General features: G+C 69.4%; 19 protein-coding genes. 11 read left to right on the top strand and 8 right to left on the bottom strand.

Going from position 1 to position 22,015, the window contains the following annotated elements; genetic code table 11:
• Positions 1 to 141 precede the first annotated feature (141 nt).
• From ACZ63D_RS41215 to ACZ63D_RS41180, 8 genes are all read left to right on the top strand, one after another.
• Positions 142 to 1,440: an amino acid deaminase gene (locus tag ACZ63D_RS41215; protein WP_465359765.1), complete on the top strand. Its 1,299-nt coding sequence runs from the start codon at positions 142 to 144 to the stop codon at positions 1,438 to 1,440.
• Positions 1,440 to 3,035, top strand: a complete 1,596-nt coding sequence (locus tag ACZ63D_RS41210) for an N-acyl-D-amino-acid deacylase family protein (RefSeq protein WP_465359764.1) — start codon at positions 1,440 to 1,442, stop codon at positions 3,033 to 3,035. Before ACZ63D_RS41215 ends, ACZ63D_RS41210 begins: the two co-directional genes overlap by 1 nt.
• Positions 3,032 to 4,423, top strand: coding sequence for a GntP family permease (locus ACZ63D_RS41205; protein WP_465359763.1), 1,392 nt, complete (start codon positions 3,032 to 3,034; stop codon positions 4,421 to 4,423). Before ACZ63D_RS41210 ends, ACZ63D_RS41205 begins: the two co-directional genes overlap by 4 nt.
• Before the next feature lie 31 nt (positions 4,424 to 4,454).
• Positions 4,455 to 5,588, top strand: a complete 1,134-nt coding sequence (locus tag ACZ63D_RS41200; protein WP_465359762.1) for a lactonase family protein — start codon at positions 4,455 to 4,457, stop codon at positions 5,586 to 5,588.
• Between the two features lie 75 nt (positions 5,589 to 5,663).
• The gene (locus tag ACZ63D_RS41195; RefSeq protein WP_465359761.1) at positions 5,664 to 6,947 is read left to right on the top strand and encodes an extracellular solute-binding protein; all 1,284 of its coding nucleotides are present in this window, start codon (positions 5,664 to 5,666) and stop codon (positions 6,945 to 6,947) included.
• 3 nt (positions 6,948 to 6,950) lie between these two features.
• Positions 6,951 to 7,871 carry a carbohydrate ABC transporter permease gene (locus tag ACZ63D_RS41190; RefSeq protein WP_465359760.1) on the top strand — a complete coding sequence of 307 codons (921 nt, stop codon included), beginning with the start codon at positions 6,951 to 6,953 and terminating at the stop codon, positions 7,869 to 7,871.
• Positions 7,862 to 8,716, top strand: a complete 855-nt coding sequence (locus tag ACZ63D_RS41185) for a carbohydrate ABC transporter permease (protein ID WP_465359759.1) — start codon at positions 7,862 to 7,864, stop codon at positions 8,714 to 8,716. The genes ACZ63D_RS41190 and ACZ63D_RS41185 overlap by 10 nt, the downstream gene beginning before the upstream one ends.
• Before the next feature lie 2 nt (positions 8,717 to 8,718).
• Positions 8,719 to 10,104, top strand: a complete 1,386-nt coding sequence (locus ACZ63D_RS41180; protein WP_465359758.1) for a beta-N-acetylhexosaminidase — start codon at positions 8,719 to 8,721, stop codon at positions 10,102 to 10,104.
• 18 nt (positions 10,105 to 10,122) lie between these two features.
• Here ACZ63D_RS41180 and ACZ63D_RS41175 read toward each other — a convergent pair whose 3' ends face one another.
• The 5 genes from ACZ63D_RS41175 to ACZ63D_RS41155 form a co-directional block, all read right to left on the bottom strand.
• On the bottom strand, positions 10,123 to 10,767 hold the full coding sequence (locus ACZ63D_RS41175; RefSeq protein ID WP_465359757.1) for a hypothetical protein: 645 nt from the start codon (positions 10,765 to 10,767) through the stop codon (positions 10,123 to 10,125).
• Positions 10,767 to 11,072: a PadR family transcriptional regulator gene (locus tag ACZ63D_RS41170; protein ID WP_465359756.1), complete on the bottom strand. Its 306-nt coding sequence runs from the start codon at positions 11,070 to 11,072 to the stop codon at positions 10,767 to 10,769. Before ACZ63D_RS41170 ends, ACZ63D_RS41175 begins: the two co-directional genes overlap by 1 nt.
• Before the next feature lie 35 nt (positions 11,073 to 11,107).
• On the bottom strand, positions 11,108 to 11,875 hold the full coding sequence (locus ACZ63D_RS41165; protein WP_465359755.1) for an SDR family NAD(P)-dependent oxidoreductase: 768 nt from the start codon (positions 11,873 to 11,875) through the stop codon (positions 11,108 to 11,110).
• Positions 11,876 to 11,975: 100 nt separating this feature from the next.
• A complete protein-coding gene (locus ACZ63D_RS41160) occupies positions 11,976 to 12,644 on the bottom strand; it encodes a response regulator (RefSeq protein WP_465359754.1) in 669 nt (222 codons plus the stop codon).
• Complete coding sequence (locus ACZ63D_RS41155; protein ID WP_465359787.1) at positions 12,641 to 14,245, bottom strand: sensor histidine kinase; 1,605 nt, start codon at positions 14,243 to 14,245, stop codon at positions 12,641 to 12,643. The genes ACZ63D_RS41160 and ACZ63D_RS41155 overlap by 4 nt, the downstream gene beginning before the upstream one ends.
• Before the next feature lie 164 nt (positions 14,246 to 14,409).
• Here ACZ63D_RS41155 and ACZ63D_RS41150 point away from each other — a divergent pair, with 164 nt between their 5' ends.
• The gene (locus tag ACZ63D_RS41150) at positions 14,410 to 15,753 is read left to right on the top strand and encodes a cation:dicarboxylate symporter family transporter (protein WP_465359753.1); all 1,344 of its coding nucleotides are present in this window, start codon (positions 14,410 to 14,412) and stop codon (positions 15,751 to 15,753) included.
• Positions 15,754 to 15,852: 99 nt separating this feature from the next.
• On the opposite strand, the gene ACZ63D_RS41145 is transcribed toward ACZ63D_RS41150, so the two are convergent.
• Positions 15,853 to 16,254, bottom strand: a complete 402-nt coding sequence (locus ACZ63D_RS41145; protein ID WP_465359752.1) for a winged helix-turn-helix transcriptional regulator — start codon at positions 16,252 to 16,254, stop codon at positions 15,853 to 15,855.
• Positions 16,255 to 16,370: 116 nt separating this feature from the next.
• On the opposite strand from ACZ63D_RS41145, the gene ACZ63D_RS41140 reads away from it, so the two are divergent.
• Positions 16,371 to 17,807, top strand: coding sequence for an MFS transporter (locus tag ACZ63D_RS41140; protein WP_465359751.1), 1,437 nt, complete (start codon positions 16,371 to 16,373; stop codon positions 17,805 to 17,807).
• 16 nt (positions 17,808 to 17,823) lie between these two features.
• Here the strand turns inward: ACZ63D_RS41140 and ACZ63D_RS41135 are convergent, their stop codons facing one another.
• Positions 17,824 to 18,288, bottom strand: a complete 465-nt coding sequence (locus ACZ63D_RS41135) for an SRPBCC family protein (RefSeq protein WP_465359750.1) — start codon at positions 18,286 to 18,288, stop codon at positions 17,824 to 17,826.
• 113 nt (positions 18,289 to 18,401) lie between these two features.
• On the opposite strand from ACZ63D_RS41135, the gene ACZ63D_RS41130 reads away from it, so the two are divergent.
• Complete coding sequence (locus ACZ63D_RS41130; protein WP_465359749.1) at positions 18,402 to 19,037, top strand: fibronectin type III domain-containing protein; 636 nt, start codon at positions 18,402 to 18,404, stop codon at positions 19,035 to 19,037.
• An 85-nt stretch (positions 19,038 to 19,122) separates the two neighbouring features.
• On the opposite strand, the gene uvrA is transcribed toward ACZ63D_RS41130, so the two are convergent.
• Positions 19,123 to 21,984, bottom strand: coding sequence for an excinuclease ABC subunit UvrA (gene uvrA, locus ACZ63D_RS41125; RefSeq protein ID WP_465359748.1), 2,862 nt, complete (start codon positions 21,982 to 21,984; stop codon positions 19,123 to 19,125).
• Positions 21,985 to 22,015 lie beyond the last annotated feature (31 nt).

The following is a 22,015-nucleotide window of genomic DNA, read 5'->3' as shown; positions in this document are numbered from 1 at the left end:
TTCAGGAGGCACTCCGGGCGACGCTGTCGGACTGCTGGTCACTGACGTTCCTTCCCCGTTGACCTGTGGCCACCCGGATGCTACACCTAGGCAACGCATTTTGCGCAACGTCCGTTGCAAGATACGCAACCGAGGTCCCAGATGAACAGCAACGCCGCTCTCACCGCCGCCGTCCGAGCCGGGCGCGGCGAACGGATCGACTGGCGCTTCCGCGCCCTCCCCCCGGCCCTGTCCGGGCTCACTCTCGACGAAGCCGCGGCCCGCCGCGCGAAGCTCTTCGACGACGGCTTCTTCGGTCCGTTCGTGGTGATCGACGCGGACGCGCTGGAGCACAACCTCGCCACCATGGCCCGCTGGTGCGCCGAGCGGGGCATCGCACTGGCGCCGCACGGAAAGACGACGATGGCGCCGGAGCTGTTCGCCCGGCAGCTGGAGCACGGCTCGTGGGGCATCACCGCGGCGAACGCCGGGCACGTGCGGATCTACCGCGCGTTCGGCGTGTCGCGGATCCTGCTGGCGAACCAGCTCGTGGACCCGTCCGCGCTGCGCTGGCTGGCCGGCGAGCTGGCGGCCGATCCGGAGTTCGAGTTCGTCTGCTGGGTCGACTCGGTGCGCAGCGTCGAGCTGATGACCGAAGCGCTCGCCGGCGCCGAACGGCCGGTCGACGTACTGGTCGAACTGGGTGGTGAAGGCGGACGCACCGGTGTCCGTGACGCGGCGACCGCGCTTGCCGTGGCCGAGGCTGCGGCGAAGAGCCCAGTGCTGCGGCTGCGGGGCACTGGCGGGTACGAGGGCGCGCTTTCGCATCACACCGACGAAGCGGCGCTGGCGAAGATCAGTTCCTATGTGGACAGTCTCCGTGACTCAGCGATTGCGTTCGCGGAGAGGGGTTTGCTCGCCGACGGGCCGGTCTACGTCACTGCGGGCGGCAGCGCGTACTTCGACCGCGTCGTGGACGAACTGACCAAGCCGTGGCCGGACGGGCTCGAAGTGGTCCCGATCCTGCGCAGCGGCGCGTACCTGACGCACGACGACGGTTTCTACCGCGAAATCTCGCCGCTCGGCGAACACCCGCGCATCGCTGGCGTCGACGGCTTCCGTCCCGCGCTGCACGCGTGGGCGCAGGTCACGTCGAAGCCGACGCCGGAGCTGGCGCTGCTCACCGCGGGCAAGCGTGACCTGCCGTACGACGAAGGCATGCCGGAACCGCAACTGCTGCGCAAGAACGGCGTGGTCACCGAACTGACCGGGCACCGCGTCCCGAAGCTGAACGACCAGCACGCGTTCCTCGAATTGCCGGAGGGATCGCCGGTCGAGGTCGGTGACTGGATTCGACTCGGCCTTTCGCATCCGTGCACGACGTTCGACAAGTGGTCGTTGCTGCCGGTCGTGGACAGCGACGGCGAGACGGTGATCGATTTCGTGCGGACGTGGTTCTGATGGATCTGGTGATCCGCGGCGCCCGCGTCGCCGACGGAACCGGGGCCCCGCTGGAAATCCGCGACGTCGGCATCACCGGCGACCGCATCGCCGACGTCGCCGCGCCGGGCGAGCTGACCGCTCCGCGCGTGCTCGACGCGACCGGGCTGGTCGTCTCCCCCGGTTTCATCGACATGCACTCGCATTCCGACCTGCAACTGCTCGCCAATCCGGAGCATCTGGCGAAAATCAGCCAGGGCGTGACCACCGAGGTGCTGGGGCAGGACGGCCTGTCCTACGCGCCGGTGAACGACGAGGTGCTCGCGAACCTGCGCCAGCAGCTCGCCGGATGGAACGACGACCCGGCGGGCTTCGACTGGAACTGGCGCTCGGTCGGCGACTACCTCGACCGCCTCGACCAGGGCATCGCGACGAACGCCGCGTACCTGGTCCCGCAGGGCACGGTCCGGATGCTCGTGGTGGGCTGGGAAGACCGGCCCGCCACGGACGCCGAGCTGGCCCGGATGCAGGAACTAGTCGCGACCGGCTTGGAAGAAGGCGCGTTCGGCCTGTCGTCCGGGCTGACCTACACGCCCGGGATGTACGCGACCACCGAGGAACTGGTCGAGCTGTGCCGCGTGGTCGGCGAACGCGGCGGCTACTACAGCCCGCACCATCGCAGCTACGGCGCGGGCGCGCTGGAGGCGTTCGCGGAGATGGTCGACGTCTCCCGTCGCTCCGGCTGTCCGCTGCATCTCGCGCACGCGACGATGAACTTCTCCGTCAACAAGGGCAAAGCCCCGGATCTGTTGCGGCTGCTGGACGACGCGCTCGACGAGGGCTGCGACATCACCCTCGACACTTACCCGTATCTGCCTGGTGCGACCTACCTTTCCGCCCTGCTGCCGAGCTGGGCCACCGAAGGCGGGCTGGAACCGACCCTCGTGCGACTGTCCGATCCGGACACTCGCGAACGGATCCGGGCGGAGATCGAAGAGTCCGGTTCGGACGGTGCGCACGGCGTGCCGATCGACTGGGACGCCATCGAGATCAACGGCGTGCGCCTTGCGGAAAACGCCGACTTGGTGGGGCACAGTGTCCTCGCGTCCGCCCGCAAAAACGGGAAAGCTCCGGCCGACCTGTATTTCGACACGCTGATCGGCGAAAAGCTCGGCACGTCCTGCCTCATGCACGTGGGGCACGAGGAAAACGTGCAGGCCATCATGCGGCACCGCACGCACACCGGCGGCTCGGATGGCCTGCTCGTCGGCGCACGGCCGCATCCCCGCGCGTGGGGAACCTTCCCGCGGTATCTCGCCCGTTACGTCCGCGAACTGGGCGTTCTCGAACTGGCCGACTGCGTCGCGCACCTCACCGGGCGCGCGGCACGGCGGCTGGGGCTGTCCGACCGGGGCCTTGTCCGCCCCGGTTATGCGGCCGACCTGGTGCTCTTCGACCCGGACACGGTCGCCGACACCGCGACGTTCGACAATCCGCGGCAGCCCGCCGCGGGCCTCCCCTACGTCTTCGTCAACGGCGTCGCCGCCCTCGAAGACGGGTCCCCCACCGGCGCGCTCGCCGGGCATTCCCTTCGCCATCCCCGGAGTCGACGATGATTCACTGGCTGCAGACCAGCACGGCCGGTCTGCTCACCCTGGCCGCGGTGTCCATCGCGGTGCTGCTTTTCCTCATCATCAAGGTGAAGGTCGAACCGTTCATCGCCTTGATCGTGGTCGGCCTGCTCACCGCGCTGGCCGCGGGCGTGCCGGTCGGCACTCTCGTCGGCACCGCGCAGAAAACGTCGGATTCGCTGCTGGAGAAGGGCTTCGGCAGCATTCTCGGGCATATCGCCGCGATCATCGGCCTGGGCACGCTGCTCGGCTCGATCCTGGAGAAATCCGGCGGCGCGCGCGTGCTCACCTCGGCTTTGCTGCGGACTTTCGGCGAGAAACGCGCTCCGCTCGCGATGGGTCTTTCCGGGCTCATCTTCGGCATCCCGGTGTTCTTCGACATCGGCATTTTCGTGCTCGCACCGCTGGTTTACGCCGCGGCGAAACAGGGCGGCCGCTCGATCGTGCTGTACGCGATGCCGTTGCTGGCCGGGCTTTCCATCACGCACGCCTTCATCCCGCCGCACCCGGGACCGGTCGCCGCGGCCGGGCTGCTGCACGTCGACCTCGGCTGGCTGATCCTGATGGGCGCGGTCTGCGGCATCCCGGCCTGGTTCATCGGCGGCATCCTGTACTCGACCTGGATCGGCAAACGCGTCGACCTACCGCTGGCCGAGGACTTCGCGAAGCTCGCCGGGGAAGACGGCGAGCAGGAAGGCCCCGCGCCGTCGCTCAAGCTGGTCAGCGGGATCATCGCGGTGCCGCTGGTGCTGATCCTCGTCGGCACGTTCGGCAGCATCCTGCTGCCCAAGGGGTCCACCGGAGCGGGTGTCGCGGCGTTCCTCGGCACCCCGGCCATCGCGCTGACCATCGCGACCTTGCTCGCGTCCTGGCTGCTCGGCCGCCGGCGCGGGATGAGCGGCGCGGATCTGGCCCAGCTTTCGGCGAACGCGCTGCGCCCGGTCGCGATGATCCTTCTCGTGGTCGGCGCGGGTTCGTTCTTCGGCGCGGTTCTCTCCGCTACCGGGATCGGCAAGGCAGTGGCCGGTTCTCTCGGCGACGCCGGGCTTCCGGTGCTGCTGGCGGCCTACATCATCAGCTGCGGCATGCGCATCGCCCAGGGTTCCGCGACCGTCGCGATCGTGACCACGAGCGGGATCGTCGCGCCCACGGTGCTGGAACTGCATTATTCGCAAGCACAATTGGCTCTTCTGGTGGTCGCGATCTCGGCCGGGTCGATCATCGCCTCGCACGTGAACGACGGCGGATTCTGGATCGTTTCGCGCTACTTCGGGCTCACCGTGACCCAGACGCTGAAAACCTGGACCGCTTTGGAAACAATCCTTTCCCTGAGCGGTTTCGGTGTGGCAGCATTGGTGATGGCATTGGTCTGAACCACATCGGCACACGTTCCGGGGGTATTCGATGACCGAGATTTCCCGCCGCACGTTCGTCGGAGCAGTCGGCGCGGCCGGAGCCGCCGCCGTGGCGGGCGCACAGCTCGCCGCGGCAGCGCCCCGGCAGCGCGCGGCCACGACGGTGTACGTCGGCAGCTACACCAACTCCTCGCCAGCGGGCCACGGGCTGGATGTCACCCAGCGAGCGGCGGGAAGCCCCGCGCTCACGCCGGTGCGCACCGTGGGAAAGCTGACCGACGTCTCCTGGTTCGATCGCACGCGCGACGGCCGGATCCTGTACGTCACCAACGAAAACGAGGGCGCGGAGACCGGCACGGTGTCCGCGCTGGACATCTCCGACCCGACCCGGCCGAAGCTGCTCGGGTCGACGTCCTCGCAGGGCGGCTCGCCCACGCACCTTTCGGTGCACCCGAGCCAGAAGTACGTGCTGGCCGCCAATTACGACTCCGGCAGCGTCGTGGTGCTGCCGATCAAGTCCGGCGGCAAGCTCGGCGCGGCCACCGATCTGCAGCAGCACCAAGGCAAAGAGCCGCACGCGCACCAGGTGGTCACCGATCCGTCCGGCAAGTGGGTGCTCGCGGTCGACCTCGGCACCGACTCGGTGTACGTCTACGCGTTCGACACCGGCAAGGGAAAGCTGAAGCCGCACAAGCAGATCACCCTTCCGGCCGGTGCCGGGCCGCGGCACCTCGCGTTCCACCCGAACGGAAAATTCGCTTACGTGGCGCAGGAACTGCGGCCGGAGATCACCGTCGCCAGCTGGGATTCCGCGAGCGGCGCGTTCAAGCCGATCGCCGTGGTGCCCGCGGTTCCGCCGGGCAGCACCGGCGAGCTGTTCCCGGGCGAGATCACCGTGTCGCGCGACGGGAAGTTCGTCTACGCCACCGTGCGCGGCCCCAACACCATCGCCACCTTCACCGTGTCCGACGGCGGAGCCGGGCTCACCCTGGCGTCCTCAGTGCCGTCCGGCGGCATCTGGCCGCGGCACCTCGCGCTGGACCCGGACGAGAAGTGGTTCTACGTCTCCAACCAGCGCTCCGGCGCCGTCGCCTGGCTGCCGCGCGACCCGGCCACCGGTCTGCCGGGCAAGCCCGCGGGTTCCCTGGCCGTCCCGAACGTCAACTCCGTCTTCTTCGTCTGAGAAAAACCGGGGCTGTCACGCCGCACAGCCCCGTCTTTTCCGGTCTCCGACCGGTCCCCGCGACAGGAGTCACCGATGAAGCTGCGCTCTGTCCTGCCCGCTGTCGCCACGCTGGCGTTGCTCGCCGCGTGCGCGCCCACTCAATCCGGCCCGGCCGCCTCCGGCGGGAACCAGACCGACGGCACCCTCCGGGTCTGGCTGTTCGACGAAGCGAACCGCGCGCCGAAGGAGGCCGCGGTCAAGGAAGCGATCACCGAGTTCGAGGCCCAGCACGCCGGGGTGAAAGTCGACGTGCAATGGGTTCCGGTCGAAGGCCGCGCGGACAAGTTCTCCGGCGCGTTCAACGACCCGTCCAATGCCCCCGACGTCGCCGAGTTCGGCAACACCGACGTCGCCAGCTACGCGCGGACCGGCGCGCTGTCCGATCTCACCAAGGACATCTCGAACTGGTCCGACGGCAAAGACCTGCTCCCGTCCGTCTTGGACACCGCGAAGGCAGACGGCAAGATCTACGGCATTCCGTGGTACACCGGCATTCGCGCGTTGTACTACCGCACCGACGTCTTCGCCGAACTCGGCCTCAAGCCGCCGACGACACTGGCCGAACTGACGGAAACCGCGCGGCAGATCCGAGCGAAGAAGCCGGATCTGTACGGCATCGCCACCGGCGGCAAGTACACCTACGCGATGCTGCCGTTCCTCTGGGCCAACGGCGGCGAACTGGCCAAACAGGACAATGGCAAGTGGACGTCCACTGTGGACTCGCCGCAGTCCAAGGCGGGCGTCACCGCGTACGCGAACCTGATCAAGGACGACATCTGCCCGCCCGCCGCGTGCGCCAACCTCACCGGCACGCAGAGCGTCACCGCGTTCGCCGGTGGCAAGGCCGGAATGGTGATCGGCGGCGACTTCAACCGCAAGGCCGTCGAAAAGGGCGCGGTCAAGGGCAAGTACGCGATCATGCCGCTGCCCGGAGCCACCCCGAATTCGATCGCCCCCGCGTTCGCCGGCGGCAACCTGCTCGGCGTGTTCGGCGCGAGCCAGCGCCACGGTCTCGCGGTGCAGTTCGCCGAACTGCTGGCCGGAATCAAGTACCAGGAGAAGATGTACGCGGCGATGGGCAACCTGCCCACCCTCGCGTCGGTGCAGAAGAAGCTCGCCGCCAGCGACCCGACGCTCAAGGCCTTTGTGGACACCCTCGCCGCGGGCACGAAATTCGTCCCGAGCACCCCGGCGTGGTCCAAGATCGACAGCCAGAACGTCCTGCCCACCGCCGTGCAGCAGATCGCCACCGGCGGCAAGGACGCCAACGCCGCGCTGGCCGACGCCGCCGCGGCGATGAACAAGAACTTCGGCTGACCGGTGGCCGCAGTGCGTTCCGCGACCGTCCGCCGCGACGGCCGCGCAGCCCTTCTGTACCTGCTGCCCGCCGGGATTCTTCTCGGCGCGCTGCTGGTGTACCCGATCTATCAGCTGGTCGTCATCTCGCTGTACGACTACGGCCAGCCGCAGGCGGCGGGCGCGGCCCCGCTGGTGTTCCTCGGCCTCGACAACTACGTCAGCCTGCTCGCCGACGTCCAGTTCTGGACGGTGCTCGGCAAGACGGTCGGCTTCGCCGCCGCCTGCGTCATCGGCAGCCTGGTCGTCGGCACCGCTCTGGCGGTGCTGGCGAGCCGGGTCCGCTCGTTCCCGCGCACGCTGCTGTTCCTGGCGGCGCTGGGCGCGTGGGCGACCCCGGCGATCGCCGGCTCGTACGTCTGGCTGTTCCTCTTCGACACCGATTTCGGCCTGGTCAACGAGGTGCTCTCGGGCATCGGGTTCAGCGGGATGGAGCACCATTCCTGGACGTTCGGCACCTTCGGCACGTTCGGGCTGGTCGCCGCCGAGGTGATCTGGTGCTCGTTCCCGTTCGTGATGGTGACCATGTACGCCGGGATCAGCGGGGTGCCGAAGGAGACGCTGGAGGCCGCGGCGCTCGACGGCGCGTCGGTCTGGCGCACCTCGTGGTCGGTGGTCCTGCCCGCGGTCCGGCCGCTGCTGACCATCGCGACCGTGCAGTCGATCATCTGGGACTTCAAGGTGTTCACCCAGATCTACGTGATGACCAACGGCGGCGGCATCGCCGGGCGGAACCTGATCCTGAACGTCTACGCCTACCAGCAGGCGTTCGCCGGGCAGGAGTACGGGCTCGGCTCGGCGATCGGGGTCGTGATGACCTTGCTGCTGCTGTCGATCACCGGGCTGTACGTCCGGTCCCAGCGCCGGAGTGCCGCATGGCTGTGAAGATCCGCCGCCCCGCGCGGCTCGTGGCCGAAATCGTCACCGTGGTGATCGCCGGGATCGTCGCGTTCCCGCTGTACTGGATGGTGCTCTCGGCGTTCAAACCGGCCGGGGAAATCCAGTCGGCGCATCCGAAACCGTGGACGTTCGCGCCGTCACTGGACAGTTTCCAGCGCGTGCTTACGGTTTCCGGGTTCGGCCGGTATTTCCTCAACAGCCTCATGGTCGCGGTTGTCGTGGTGGTGCTGTCCTTGCTGCTGTCGTTCCTTTCCGCGGTGGCGCTCACGCGCTTCCGGTTCCGCGGCCGCGGGGTGCTGCTGGTGATGCTGCTGGTGGCGCAGATGGTGCCGGTGGAAGCACTGACCATCCCGCTGTTCTTCCTGATGCGCTCGGTCGGCGGCACGGTTCCGGCGTTCGGGCTCAACGAACTGGGCTCGCTCGTGCTGGTGCACCTCGCGTTCAGCCTGCCGTTCGCGATCTGGATGCTGCGCGGATTCGTCGCCGCGGTGCCCGCCGAACTGGAGGAAGCGGCCACTTTGGACGGTGCGTCGCGGATGCGGTTCACCTGGCAGATCCTGTTCCCGCTCGTCGCGCCCGGGCTCGTGGCGGTGAGCGTGCTCGCGTTCATCCACGCGTGGAACGACTTCCTGTTCGCCAAGACGTTCATCATCTCCAAGACCGAGAACCAGACTCTGCCGCAGGCGATCCTGGTGTTCTTCAAGCCGGAGGACACCGACTGGGGCGCCGTGATGGCCTCGTCCACCCTGATGACGATTCCGGTGCTGGTGTTTTTCGTGCTAGTGCAGCGGAGGCTCGTCGGCGGGACGGCCGGGGCCGTGAAGGGATGACCATGTCCGGTTTCGACACCCTCCTCCCCCGCCCGGTCTCCGCGGAAGCGGCGCCCGGCACCTGCCCGTGGCCCGCCCCGGTCGAAGTGCGGACTGCGGATCTTCCTGCCGAGGGCTACCGGCTCACGATCGCGCCGGACGGCGTCACGCTCGAAGCGGCCGACGCCGCGGGCGAGTTCTACGGCAGGCAAACCCTGCGCCAACTGGCCGGTCCGGACGCGTTCCGGGCGGCTTCGATCCACAATGGACCAGTCGAATTGCCGTGCGGGACGATCACCGATCATCCGCGCTTCGCCTGGCGCGGCTGTCTTTACGACGTGTCCCGGCATTTCCGGACGAAGGCCGAGGTGCTGCGGTTCGTCGACCTGCTGGCCGCGCACAAGCTGAACGTGCTGAACCTGCACCTCACCGACGACCAGGGCTGGCGGATCGAAACGCCGGAATTCCCCCGGCTCACGTCCGTCGGCGGCTGGCGGAAATCCTCGATGGTCGGCAGGCACGACGGCCCGGAACGCGACGGCCGTCCGCACGGCGGTTACTACACTGTGGACGATCTGCGCGAGATCGTCGCCTACGCCGCCGCCCGATCGGTCACCGTGGTGCCCGAAGTGGACATTCCCGGCCACGCGCGAGCCGCCATCACCGCGTACCCGGAACTCGGCCCGGTCACCGACACTCCTTGGGAGGTCTGGACTTCCTGGGGCATCAGCACGTCGCTGCTGAACCCATCTGAGTCCACTTTGGACTTCTTCCGCGCGGTGTTCGACCACGTGCTGGACATCTTCCCCTCTCCGGTGATCGCACTCGGCGGCGACGAGGTGCCCGGCGTCACCGAGGCGCACCACCGGTTCGTCCGGGCGATCGCCGACCACCTCGTCGCCCGCGGCCGCACGCCGATGGGCTGGGACGAGGTCCTCGACGGCGGCGACCTGCCCGCGATGGTGATCGGCGTGTGGCAGGACCGCGAACGGGCTTCGCTGGCGGTGAAGGGCGGGCACGAAGTGGTGCTCTGCCCCGAGGACGGCGTGTACCTCGACCACCGGCAAAGCGATCACCCGGACGAACCGATCCCGGTCGGCTATCTGCAGGATCTCGAACATTTCTACGGTTTCGAGCCCGAGTCCGGGCCGCAGGTGCGCGGAGTCCAGGCGCAGCTGTGGTCCGAGCACCTGGACACCGTGCGGCGGACGGATTACGCGGCTTTCCCGCGGCTGTCGGCATTCGCCGAGGTCGCGTGGAGCAGCGGTCCGCGCGATTACGCCGAATTCCTGCCCCGGCTGCGAGACCACCACCTGCCGCGGCTGGACGCGCTCGGCGTGGAATACCGGCCGCTCGACGGGCCGCATCCGTGGCAGGCCCGGCCGGACGCGCCGGGTCGGCCCCGCTGATTCCCGGGCGGCTCTGTTTCAGGCAGAGCCGCCCGGCTTCACGAATGCGGCCGGACGCGGAGCGCGGTGCAGCAGCCGGGGGCTGTAGGCGGGCCGGTACCACGACCCCGCGCACGCTCCGCGGACAGGCGATCGCGCGGGAACCATCCCGATCTTCGGCCACTCCGGCGAAGGCTCGAAGCCCGGCCGTCGATGGGCTCGCACGTGGACCTGGACGATTTCCCCGGAGAATCCCGAGGCGTCGTCCGAGAACCACGTCCTTCCGGCAGTGATGCCGACGATTTCCTCCGACATGAGGTCGTCGCTGCCGAAACTGCGGAGCCTCGCGACCAGGATCCGCAGCCGTTCCATCTGCTCGGGCGCCGTCAGGTCCTGGAACTCCCGTTCGGCGGAAGCGTCGCGCTGCTGCTGCCGACGGGCCCGCACCCGCTCCGGCACGCCGTCGAACAAGACCGTGGCGACCTGCTCGGCGACCCAGATCAGCCGTTCGCGCCGCGGCACGTCGTGCAGTTCGGCGACCAGCTCCGCCCGCCGCGGATGCCCCTTCGGATAGACCCTGGCCAGCAGGTTCACCGCGAAGACCGGGAAGAACCCGAAGACCAGGGCGGTCAGGACGAGCGTGCCGGCGCCCCAGGTCGCGACGTGCCCGGCCAGCTCGTCCATCAGGCCCACCCCAGCCGGACGCCGCGGAACCTCTCGTCGGCGGCCGCCCGTTCGAGCAGTGCGCCCAGCTCGGCCTTCCCTTTCCCGGTCAGCGTGTAGTACCGGCGAGGCGGCCTGCCGCCGGCCTCCTCGACCGATTCCCACCCGTCTTCCAGCCAGCCCTCGGCGAGCATCTGGGTCAGCCGGGGGTACATCGCGCCGGAGCGGACCCCGGAAGCCCGCGACAGCCGGTAGCCCCAGTGCCGGTCCTCGGGGGCGGCCATGAGCGCGGCGGCCAGCTGCACCAGGGCGTGGGTTACGCGCATCGGCCAAGTATGACCTATGTCGCGCAAGCCCTCAACTAGCCGACACCCGGCCCCAGGAAGGTCCCGCCGGTCGCGTCGACGACCTGCCCGGTGACCCACCGCGAGTCCGCCGAAGCCAGAAACGCGACCACGTCCGCGATGTCGGCCGGTTCGGCGATCCGCCGGAGCGCGGACGCACCCGCCGTTCCCGCGCGCATCCGTTCGTCGGCGAACATGTGCGCGGTACGGTCGGTCGGCGTCGGGCCGGGGGCGACGCCGTTCACCGTGATCCCCCGCTGGCCGAGTTCCTGCGCCAGGCTGCGGGTGAACACGTCGAGCGCGCCCTTCGTCATGCTGTAGGCCAGCTCGAACGGCAGCGCGATCCGCGTGTCCGCGGACGAGATGTTGACGATCCGGCCGCCGTCTCGCAGCACCGGCAACAGCTTCTGCACCAAGAAGAACGGCGCCTTCACGTTCACCGCGAACACCCGGTCGAAGTCTTCCGGCGTCGCCGTCGTGATCGAACCGGCACCGGTGGCCGCGTTGTTGACCAGGATGTCGAGCGCGACTTCGCCGGTGCGTTCGCGCAACTCCGCTGCGAGACGGTCGACCAGTGTCGCCGCGTCCCCATCGACGCCGAGCGTCGCCTGCACCGCGAACGCCTGGCCGCCGTTTGCCTCAATCGCCGCGACAGTCTCCTTGACCGCAGCCTCGTCGCTGCCGTAGTGCACCGCGACCAGCGCGCCGTCGTGCGCCAACCGCGTCGCGATGGCCCGGCCGATGCCCTTGCCGCCGCCGGTGACCAGAGCGATCTTCTGCGTCATCTCTTGCTCCCCTGAGTGGTGTGAACTTCGATGTCCACACTTTCGGGGTGTCCGCTTACCGCGGGCGCACGAAGCGCTGACGGGTCGGGTCAGGGTTCGGTCAGCCAGGCTTCAGCCGGTACCACACCTCCGGCCGCCCGACCTGCCCGTATCGCGGCTCGCGCTGCGCCAATCCGTTGTCCGCCAAGTACTCCAGGTACCGCCGCGCAGTGACCCGAGACGCCCCGATCGCGCTGGCCGCGCCACCGGCGGACAGTCCTTCGCCGGCCCCGGCGAGCGCGTCGGTGATCGCGTCCAGCGTCTCCGCGCTCATGCCTTTCGGCAGCGGCGCGGCCTCGGTGGTGCGCAGAGCACCGAGCGCGCGATCGATCTCCGCCTGCCCGGTGACCTCGCCGGACGCTTCGCGGAACGACGCGTAGCGCTCCAGCTTGTCCCGCAGCGAGGCGAATGTGAACGGTTTCAGCAGGTATTGCACGACCCCGACCGAGACCGCTGCCTTGACCAGCGCGAGATCGCGCGCGGACGTCACCGCGATGACGTCGATCGGGAGCCCGGCCGCGCGGAGCGACCGGCACACCGCGAGGCCGTGCGTATCCGGAAGGTAGAAATCCAGCAGGACCAGGTCCACCGGTTCGCGTTCGCAGAACCGCAGCGCCTCGCCGCCGGAATGCACCACCCCGGCGACGGCGAATCCCGGCAGCCGCTCGACGTACAGCCGGTGCGCCTCGGCCGCTACCGGCTCGTCCTCCACCACCAGCACCCGGATCACGCCGGCACCTCCTGCCTCGGCAACCGTACGGTGAACACCGCGCCGCCGTCGCGTCCGACGTCGATGGTGCCGCCGTAGCGCCGGACCGCCTGCACGACCAAGGCCAGCCCGAGACCGTGCTCGTCGCCGGCCTTCGTCGACCAGCCCCGGCGGAACATCTCCCCCACCGCTTCCTCCGGCACCCCGGGGCCGTTGTCCGCGACGCGCAGCAGCAGACCGTCCTCTTCGGACCGTGCGGTGACCACGACCGCCGGGCGCGCGACGGATTCCCTTACCACCGCGTCGATCCCGTTGTCGATCAGGTTGCCGAGGATCGTCACCAGATCCCGTCCGGCCACGCCGGGGCCGAGGTCGTCGATCATCGTGTCCGGCGTGATGGTCAGCTCCACGCCGCGTTCGCTCGCCTCCGCGGCCTTGCCGAGCAGCAACGCGGCCAGCACTGGTTCGGCGACCGCGCTCATCACGCGGTCGGTGAGTTCCTGCGCCAGCGCGAGTTCCGCGGTCGCGAACTCCACGGCGTCCTCGGGGCGGCCCAGCTCCACCAGCGACACGACTGTGTGCAGCCGGTTCGCGGCCTCGTGCGCCTGCGACCGCAACGCTTCGGCGAGGCTGCGCGCGGTGGTCAGCTCGCCGGTGAGCGTCTGGAGTTCGGTGTGGTCGCGCAGAATCACGACGGTGCCCTGCGCCCGACCGCCAGAGCTGACGAGCGTCGTGCTCACGACCAGCACCCGCGAATCCGTCAGATGCAGTTCCTCGGTGCGGTTTTCCGGCGCGGTGAACGCCGCCGCCAGCTCGGGCGACAACCCCAGGTCCGCGAGCGACTGCCCGACCGGATCGCCGCTCAGCCCGAGCAGCGTGCGGGCGCCGTCGTTGCACAGCCCCACCCGGCCGTCGCGGTCGACCAGCAGCACGCCCTCGCGAACCGAATGCAGCACAGCTTCGTGATATTCGAACAGATTGCTCAGCTCAGCCGGGGCGATCCCGCGCGTCTGCCGTTTCAACCGCGCGCTCACCAACCAGCCCCCGCAGGCGCCCACCAGCAGTACCGCCGCCGCGACGCCGAGCAACGGCCACACGCGCTCCTGCAGCTCGGCCGAGATCGCCGCGATCGTGATTCCGACCGCGACCAGTGCGACCACGCGGTGGCTCGCATCGAACACCGGCACCACCACGCGCACCGACGGACCGAGCGAACCGGTGTAGGTCTCCGACACCACGCCGCCCCGCTGCGCGGCTTCGATGTGCCCGAGGAACCGCTGGCCGATCAACGCCGGATTCGGGTGGGTGTAACGGATTCCTCGCGGCGACATGATCGTCACGAAGTCCACGCGCGTGTCCGCGAGCACCCGCTGCGCGTACGGCTGCAGCGTCGCGGTCGGGTCCGCGGCGACGGCCGCCCGCGCGACGTCCGGCGCGTCGGCGATCGACCGGGCCACCGCGAGCGACTGCTCCCCGGCCCGGTCGGTCGTCGTGCGCCGGGCGTCGAGATAGGCGATAGTGATCCCGCCGGAGACCAGCACGAGCAGGATCGCCAGCTGCAGCACCAGCAGCTGACGGGCCAGGCTCCAGCGGCTCGTCCGGATCCGAGGTGTCGGGGGCACCCGCTCATACCAGCACACGCGCGGGTCCGGCAGCACTCCGGCCAGGGCGTCCGGCGAAGTCCACACCGGACTGTTCCGCCGCGAACTCAATGAACACAACGGTGACGCCGGTCATAACGCCCCGCATAGTGACCCGCGTTCCCCCCACCGAGCTGGAGGCAACGGTGCCGACACCGACCCCCGAAACGGCCGCGCCCAAGCGCGACCGCACGCGTTATCTTTACCTGGCCGTGATCGCCGCAGTAGTGCTGGGCGTCGCGGTCGGGCTGCTCTGGCCGTCCGTCGGCAAGAGCCTCGCCCCGCTGGGCACCGGCTTCGTCAACCTGATCAAGATGATGATCTCGCCGATCATCTTCTGCACCATCGTGCTGGGCATCGGCTCGGTCGCGAAGGCGGCGAAGGTCGGCAAGGTCGGCGTCACCGCGCTGGTGTACTTCATCGTGATGTCGACGTTCGCGCTCGCGATCGGGCTCGTCGTCGGCAACCTGCTGCACCCGGGCAGCGGCCTGCACCTCAACCCGGCCGACGTGTCGAAGGTGCACCAGCAGGCCAAGGGCGAGGGCGGGGTCGACTTCCTGCTCGGCATCATCCCGAAGACGTTCGTGTCCGCGTTCACCGAAGGCCAGGTGCTGCAGACGCTGCTCGTGGCGCTGCTGGCCGGGTTCGCGCTGCAGAAGCTCGGCAAGCGCGGCGAGCCGATCCTGCGCGGCATCGAGCACATCCAGCGGCTCGTGTTCCGCATCCTGTCGATGATCATGTGGGCCGCCCCGGTGGGCGCGTTCGGCGCGATCGCCGCGGTGGTCGGCGCGACCGGCTGGGGCGCGCTGCGCAGCCTGCTGGTGATCATGCTCGGCTTCTACCTGACCTGCCTGGTGTTCGTGTTCGGCGTGCTCGGCGCGGTGCTGTGGCTCGGCGCGCGGGTCAACATCTTCAGCCTGCTGCGCTACCTCGGCCGCGAATTCCTGCTGATCCTGTCGACGTCCTCTTCGGAATCCGCGCTGCCGCGGCTGATCGCGAAGATGGAGCACCTCGGCGTGAGCAAGCCGGTCGTCGGCATCACGGTGCCCACCGGCTACTCGTTCAACCTCGACGGCACCGCGATCTACCTGACGATGGCGACGCTGTTCATCGCCACCGCGCAGGACCAGCCGCTCGCGCTCGGCGAGCAGATCACGTTGCTGCTGTTCATGATCATCGCGTCGAAGGGCGCGGCGGGCGTCAGCGGCGCCGGCATCGCGACGCTGGCCAGCGGCCTGCAGTCGCACCGGCCGGAACTCGTCGACGGCGTCGGGTTCATCCTCGGCATCGACCGGTTCATGTCCGAGGCGCGGGCGCTGACGAACTTCGCCGGCAACGCGGTCGCGACCGTCCTCATCGGATCGTGGATGAAGGAATTCGACCGCGACCGCTCGCGGCAGGTGTTCGCCGGCCAGGCGCCGTTCGACGAAGCGACCCTGCTCGACGACAAACCGGCCGAACCCGCTCAGCCCGTCCCGGCGAACGCCTGAGGCCCAGTCCGCGCCCGGCCCCCTTCCCTCCGGGTGCGGACTGTTCCGGCACCGCTGCCGTGCGCGTCCCCCGTGCGCACGGCAGCGGTGCTTTCCAGTTCAGCAGGCAGTGCGGCCGTCGTAGCCCTGCCGCGAAACCGCGATCGCCTCGCGGTGCCGTTCCGCCCAGTCGACCAGCCCGGACAGCGAGTCGTACAGTTCGCGCGCCATCTCGGTCGCCTCGTACTCGACCCGCGGCGGCACCGTCGGGTAGACCGTGCGCGTCAGCAGGCCGTCGCGTTCCAGGTTCCGCAGGGTGAGCGTGAGCATGCGGCGGCTGATCCCCTGCACCGAGCGTTCGAGTTCGGTGAACCGCACCGGACCGCGGGTCGCCTCCAGCAGGATGCCGATCACCCATTTCCCGCTGATCCGGTTCACGACCTCCATGACCGTGCACACCGCGAATTTCGCCGGGTCGAAGTCCGTGGCCTCGCCGGTCACAGCGATGTTCCCCTGGGACATGAAAGTGCCTCCTTCCGCCGTGCTCCATGGTCACACATGATGGGCACTGTAACAAGAGATGCCCTGGCTTCGACCAGCGGAAACTCTTCCCTGTGCTGGTTCTGGAGGACCTTGTCATGCCCGAAACCGCTCGGCGTCGCGGCGCGGCGCTCGCCGTGCTGTCCGCCGCCTCGCTGATGGTGGTGCTCGACAGCTCGATCGTCGCGGTGGCCCTGCCGGTGATCAAGACCGACCTCGGGTTCAGCGCGCCCGGGCTCGCCTGGGTGGTCAACGCCTATCTCGTCGCGTTCGGCGGCCTGCTCCTGCTGTCCGGCCGCCTCGGCGACCTGGCCGGCCGGCGGCGCGTGTTCCTCGTCGGCGTCGTCGTGTTCACCGCCGCTTCGCTGGCCGCCGGCCTTTCGCCAAACGCCGCCACGCTGGTGGTCGCCCGGTTCGTCCAAGGTGTCGGCGGCGCCCTGACGTCCGCCGTCGTGCTGGGAATGATCGTGACGCTCTATCCCGAGCCGCGCGCCCGCGTCCGCGCGATCGGCGTGTACAGCTTCACCCAAGCCGCGGGCGCTTCGATCGGCCTGGTCGCGGGCGGCGCGCTCACCCAGGGCCTCGACTGGCACTGGACGTTCTACATCAACCTGCCCATCGGCATCGCGACTCTCGTGCTGACCCCGCTGGTCGTGGCCTCCGATCGCGGCCTCGGTTTCCGCACCGGCATCGATGTGCTCGGCGCGCTCCTGGTTACGGCCGGGGTGATGCTGCTGGTGCTGGGCATCGTGCGGGCAGGCGACGCGGGCTGGACTTTCCTGACGATCGCGACCCTCGCCGCGGCCGTCGTCCTGCTCCTGCTGTTCCTGCTGCGCCAGGCTCGGGCGCGAACCCCCTTGCTGCCGCTGCGGTTGCTCCGGGTGCGCGCCATCAGCGGGGCGAACCTGACCATGGTCGTGATGGTCGCCGGGTTCCTGGGGTTCCAGTTCGTCACCGCGCTGTACCTGCAGCAGGTCCTCGGTTTCGACGCGCTCACCACAGGTTTCGCCTTTGTCCCGACGCCGATCGTGATCGCCGCTTTCTCGCTCGGCCTCGCCGACTGGCTGAACACCCGCTTCTCCCCGCGCGCGGTCCTGGTCGCCGGTTTGCTGACGACGTCGGTCGCTTTCCTTTATCTGACCCAAGTCGGGACCGACGGCGGTTACGCGGCGCACGTGCTGCCGTCGCTGATCCTGATGGGAGCGGGGGCGGGAATGGCGATCCCGGCGCTGATGGGCTTGGCGATGTCCGGCGCGACCCCCGCCGACTCCGGCGTGACGTCCGGGTTGATCACCACGACCCAGCAGGTCGGCGGCGCGCTGGGAACCGCGGTGCTGGCCACCGCCGCCGCGACCCGGACCGCCGAGGTGCTGAGCGGAGGTGCCTCGGAGAAGGAGGCGCTGGCGTCGGGATTCCGGGTGGCTTACGGATTCAGCGCCGGATTGACCGTTCTCGCCGCGATTCTCGCCGCGGTGCTGCTGGGTCGCCGCCCCGCCGCGGTTCCTGCCGCCGCCCCCGAACCGGTCGCCCGCTAGCACGGCGCCTGGCCGGTTACCTCGATGCCGCGAGGTAACCGGCCAGGCCGTGGCGTCCCCGCCGCATCATCCACGCGTGATTGGCGCGGAAGAACGGCCGCGCGACCACGTCCAGCCTGCGCAGCAACGGTTTCCGCACCTGGACGTGCTGCGTGATCTCCAGCCGGGAACCGTCGCCCTCGGCGTGGATCGCCCCCGCGAGGACCCCGTCGAGATCCCCGCTCAACCGGACGCGGACCCGCAGCCCCGCCGCGTCCTGCTGCTCCCGGCGCATCGCGATGACGATCCGGTACGGCAGCCGCGACCGGCAGACGATCTGGGCGGTGTCGTCGTCCACCTGGCGCACCGACCGGACGTCCGGCCACCACCGCGGATACGACTCCAGGTCGACGATCGCGTCGAACACCCGCCCCGGCAGGGTCGGCAGCCACCACTCGCTCCGGAACGAATACTCGGCGCCGCGTTTGTTCTCGAAGGCCACAGCCGCCCCTCTCTCCCGATCAGCGGAACGCGTGCTTGTCGATCTTGGCCGCCGTTTCCTAGGCTGGCCACCCCTTGGGTACGCCGCCGCCTGAACTGTCGTGGAGGCCCGCCGTGCCAATCATCGCCCGAATTGCCCTCGCCGCGGCACTGGTCGCGACGCTAGTCGGCTGCGACACCTCGCCGCCGCCAGCCGCCGCGCCTGCCTTCACCGCGACCCTCACCTCGCCCACGAACGTCGTCCTGCACTGGCCCGCCGACCCGGCCGCGGCGGGCTACCTTCTCGAATACGCCAACGCCGCCGACGGCCCGTGGACCGCGCTGCAGTACCTGCCGCCCGGCCAGACTTCGTACACCCACCCGAACCTGATCCCGGAAACGCCGTTCTACTACCGGGTCCGCTCGTTCACTGGCCCGGTTTCGGCGACCGTCACGGCGGGCGAGGTTTCCCAATCCGGTACCGCCGCGCCTCCGGCGACCGGAGCCCCAGCCAACCTCGTCGCGACCCCCGCCCCCGATCAGAGCTTGCAGTTCGCCTGGACCGACCGCTCGCCCGACGAAGCCGGTTTCCTGCTGGAGATCCGCCGCCCCGGCGCGCCGGACTTCGTTCCCGTCGAGGTGACCGACCCCAACGCGACGCACTGCGCGCTGTCACTCCTGCCCGGCGAACAGGGCTCGGCTTTCCGGGTCCGCACCTTGTCTTACGGGCCGCTCTCCCCCGTCGTCGAGCGCACGACCGGAAAGGACTGACTTTTCCGCCGGACAGCGAAAAGCCGCCCGGCGCTGGATGCCGAGCGGCTCTTCTTGGCTCCGGTCCTCGCGAGCTGGCCGCGGATCAGGCCGGGTTCAGCACCTGCGCGAGGAATTCGCCGGTGTAGCTTCCCTCCGTGGCCGCCACCTGCTCAGGCGTGCCCTCGGCGATCACCGTGCCGCCGCCGGAGCCGCCTTCCGGGCCCATGTCCACGATCCAGTCGGACGTCTTGATCACGTCGAGGTTGTGCTCGATCACGATCACCGTGTTGCCCTTGTCCACCAGGCCGTTGATCACGCCGATCAGCTTGCTGATGTCCTCGAAGTGCAGGCCGGTGGTCGGCTCGTCGAGGATGTAAACGGTCTTGCCGGTGGAGCGCTTCTGCAGTTCGCTCGCCAGCTTCACGCGCTGCGCCTCGCCGCCGGACAGGGTCGGGGCGGGCTGGCCCAGCCGGACGTAGCCGAGGCCGACGTCGACGAGGGTCTGCAGGTGCCGGTGGATCGCCTTGATCGGCTCGAAGAACTCGGCCGCCTCCTCGATCGGCATGTCCAGCACGTCGGACACCGTCTTGCCCTTGTAGTGCACCTCGAGCGTTTCCCGGTTGTACCGGGCGCCCTTGCACACCTCGCACGGGACGTAGACGTCCGGCAGGAAGTTCATCTCGATCTTGATCGTGCCGTCGCCCGCGCACGCCTCGCAGCGGCCGCCCTTGACGTTGAACGAGAAGCGGCCCTGCTGGTAGCCGCGGACCTTCGCCTCGGTGGTGGCCGCGAACAGCTTGCGCACGTGGTCCCACACGCCGGTGTAGGTGGCCGGGTTGGACCGCGGCGTGCGGCCGATCGGCGACTGGTCGACGCGCACCAGCTTGTCGACGTGGCCGAGGCCGTTGACCCGGGTGTGGCGGCCCGGGACCTGGCGCGCGCCGTTGAGCTTGTTCGCCAGCACCTGCGCGAGGATGTCGTTCACCAGCGTCGATTTGCCGGACCCGGACACGCCGGTGATCGACACGAGGCAGCCGAGCGGGAACGACACGTCGATGCCGCGCAGGTTGTGCTCGCGCGCGCCGACCACGGTCAGCTGCCGCTTCTTGTCGACCGGCCGCCGGATCGCCGGCACCTCGATCCGCCGCCGCCCGGACAGGTAGGCCCCGGTGATCGATTCCTTGTTCTTGAGGATCTTCTTGTACGGGCCGCTGTGCACGATGTGCCCGCCGTGCTCGCCCGCGCCCGGGCCGATGTCGACCACCCAGTCGCTGGCGCGGATGGTGTCCTCGTCGTGCTCGACCACGATCAGCGTGTTGCCGAGGTTGCGCAGCCGGGTGAGCGTCTCGATCAGCCGGTGGTTGTCGCGCTGGTGCAGGCCGATCGACGGCTCGTCCAGCACGTACAGCACGCCCACCAGGCCGGAGCCGATCTGCGTCGCCAGCCGGATGCGCTGCGCCTCGCCGCCGGACAGGGTGCCGGACGCGCGGTCGAGCGACAGGTAGTTGAGGCCGACGTCGAGCAGGAAGCGCAGCCGCGCCTGGATTTCCTTCAGCACCGCGCCCGCGATCATCGCCTCGCGCGGGCCGAGGACCAGCTCGTCGAGGAACGCCGAAGCCTCCGCGATGGACAGCGCGCAGACCTCGGCGATCGACCGGTCGCCCTGCGTCGCGTGTTCCAGGGTGACCGCGAGGATCTCCGGCTTGAGCCGGGTGCCCTGGCAGGCCGGGCACGGCACCTCGCGCATGTAGCCCTCGTACCGCTCGCGCATGTACTCCGAGTCGGTCTGTTCGAGGCGCCGCTCCAGGAACGGGATGACGCCCTCGAAGGCCGCGTAGTACGAGCGCTGCCTGCCGTACCGGTTGCGGTAGCGGACGTGCACCTGCTCGTCGACGCCGTGCAGCACCGCCTTCTGCACCCGGGCGGGCAGCCGCCGCCACGGCGTGTCCATGCGGAACCCGACCGCCTCCGACAGCGATTCCAGCAGCCGCAGGAAGTAGTCCGCGCTCTGCCCGCCCGCCCAGGGCGCGATGGCTCCCTCGGCGAGCGACAGCTCGTCGTCGGGCACCACCAGCTCCGGGTCGACCTCCTTGCGGATGCCGATGCCGGTGCACTCGGGGCAGGCTCCGTAGGGCGAGTTGAACGAGAACGACCGCGGTTCGAGGTCCTCGATCGCCAGCGGGTGGCCGTTGGGGCAGGCCAGGTTCTCGGAGAAGCCGCGCACGCGGTGCGGGTCGTTCTCGTCCAGGTCGACGAAGTCGAGTTCGACCAGGCCGTCGGCCAGCCGCAGCGCCGTCTCCACCGAGTCGGTGAGCCGCTGCCGCGAGCTGGTCTTGACCGTGAGCCGGTCGATCACCACGCCGATCTGGTGCTTTTCCTGCTTCTTGAGCTTCGGCGGGTCGGTGAGCGGGTGCACCGTGCCGTCGACGACCACGCGCGCGTAGCCCTGCTGCTGCAGGTTCTGGAACAGGTCGAGGTACTCGCCCTTGCGCCCGCGCACGACCGGCGCGAGCACCTGGAACTTGGTGCCCTCGGGCATCTCCAGCACCTGGTCGACGATCTGCTGCGGCGTCTGCTTGCTGATCGCCTCCCCGCATTTCGGGCAGTGCGCCTTGCCCGCGCGGGCGTAGAGCAGCCGCAGGTAGTCGTAGACCTCGGTGATCGTGCCGACGGTCGACCGCGGGTTGCGCGAGGTCGACTTCTGGTCGATCGACACCGCGGGCGAGAGGCCCTCGATGAAGTCGACGTCCGGCTTGTCCATCTGGCCGAGGAACTGCCGCGCGTACGCCGACAGCGACTCCACGTACCGCCGCTGCCCCTCGGCGAAGATCGTGTCGAAGGCCAGGCTCGACTTGCCCGACCCGGACAGGCCGGTGAACACGATCATGCTGTCGCGGGGCAGATCGAGATCCACGCCGCGGAGGTTGTGCTCGCGCGCTCCGCGAACAACGAGGCGATCAGCCACGCCTTCGTTCCTTCCGTCGTTCTGCTCGGTG

It is taken from the genome of Amycolatopsis sp. NPDC104775 (genome assembly GCF_055583325.1).
Note: the sequence above shows the minus strand (reverse complement) of the source record. Positions and strands in the feature narration are given on the sequence as shown.

Bases quoted from the DNA above. Each gene is read 5' to 3' on its own strand.
- ACZ63D_RS41165 (WP_465359755.1), bottom strand. From the start codon at position 11,875: ATGACGCAGAAGATCGCTCTGGTCACCGGCGGCGGCAAGGGCATCGGC.
- ACZ63D_RS41210 (WP_465359764.1), top strand. From the start codon at position 1,440: ATGGATCTGGTGATCCGCGGCGCCCGCGTCGCCGACGGAACCGGGGCC.
- ACZ63D_RS41180 (WP_465359758.1), top strand. From the start codon at position 8,719: ATGTCCGGTTTCGACACCCTCCTCCCCCGCCCGGTCTCCGCGGAAGCG.
- ACZ63D_RS41205 (WP_465359763.1), top strand. From the start codon at position 3,032: ATGATTCACTGGCTGCAGACCAGCACGGCCGGTCTGCTCACCCTGGCC.
- ACZ63D_RS41175 (WP_465359757.1), bottom strand. From the start codon at position 10,767: ATGGACGAGCTGGCCGGGCACGTCGCGACCTGGGGCGCCGGCACGCTC.
- ACZ63D_RS41170 (WP_465359756.1), bottom strand. From the start codon at position 11,072: ATGCGCGTAACCCACGCCCTGGTGCAGCTGGCCGCCGCGCTCATGGCC.
- ACZ63D_RS41195 (WP_465359761.1), top strand. From the start codon at position 5,664: ATGAAGCTGCGCTCTGTCCTGCCCGCTGTCGCCACGCTGGCGTTGCTC.
- ACZ63D_RS41140 (WP_465359751.1), top strand. From the start codon at position 16,371: ATGCCCGAAACCGCTCGGCGTCGCGGCGCGGCGCTCGCCGTGCTGTCC.
- ACZ63D_RS41215 (WP_465359765.1), top strand. From the start codon at position 142: ATGAACAGCAACGCCGCTCTCACCGCCGCCGTCCGAGCCGGGCGCGGC.
- ACZ63D_RS41200 (WP_465359762.1), top strand. From the start codon at position 4,455: ATGACCGAGATTTCCCGCCGCACGTTCGTCGGAGCAGTCGGCGCGGCC.
- ACZ63D_RS41185 (WP_465359759.1), top strand. From the start codon at position 7,862: ATGGCTGTGAAGATCCGCCGCCCCGCGCGGCTCGTGGCCGAAATCGTC.
- ACZ63D_RS41145 (WP_465359752.1), bottom strand. From the start codon at position 16,254: ATGTCCCAGGGGAACATCGCTGTGACCGGCGAGGCCACGGACTTCGAC.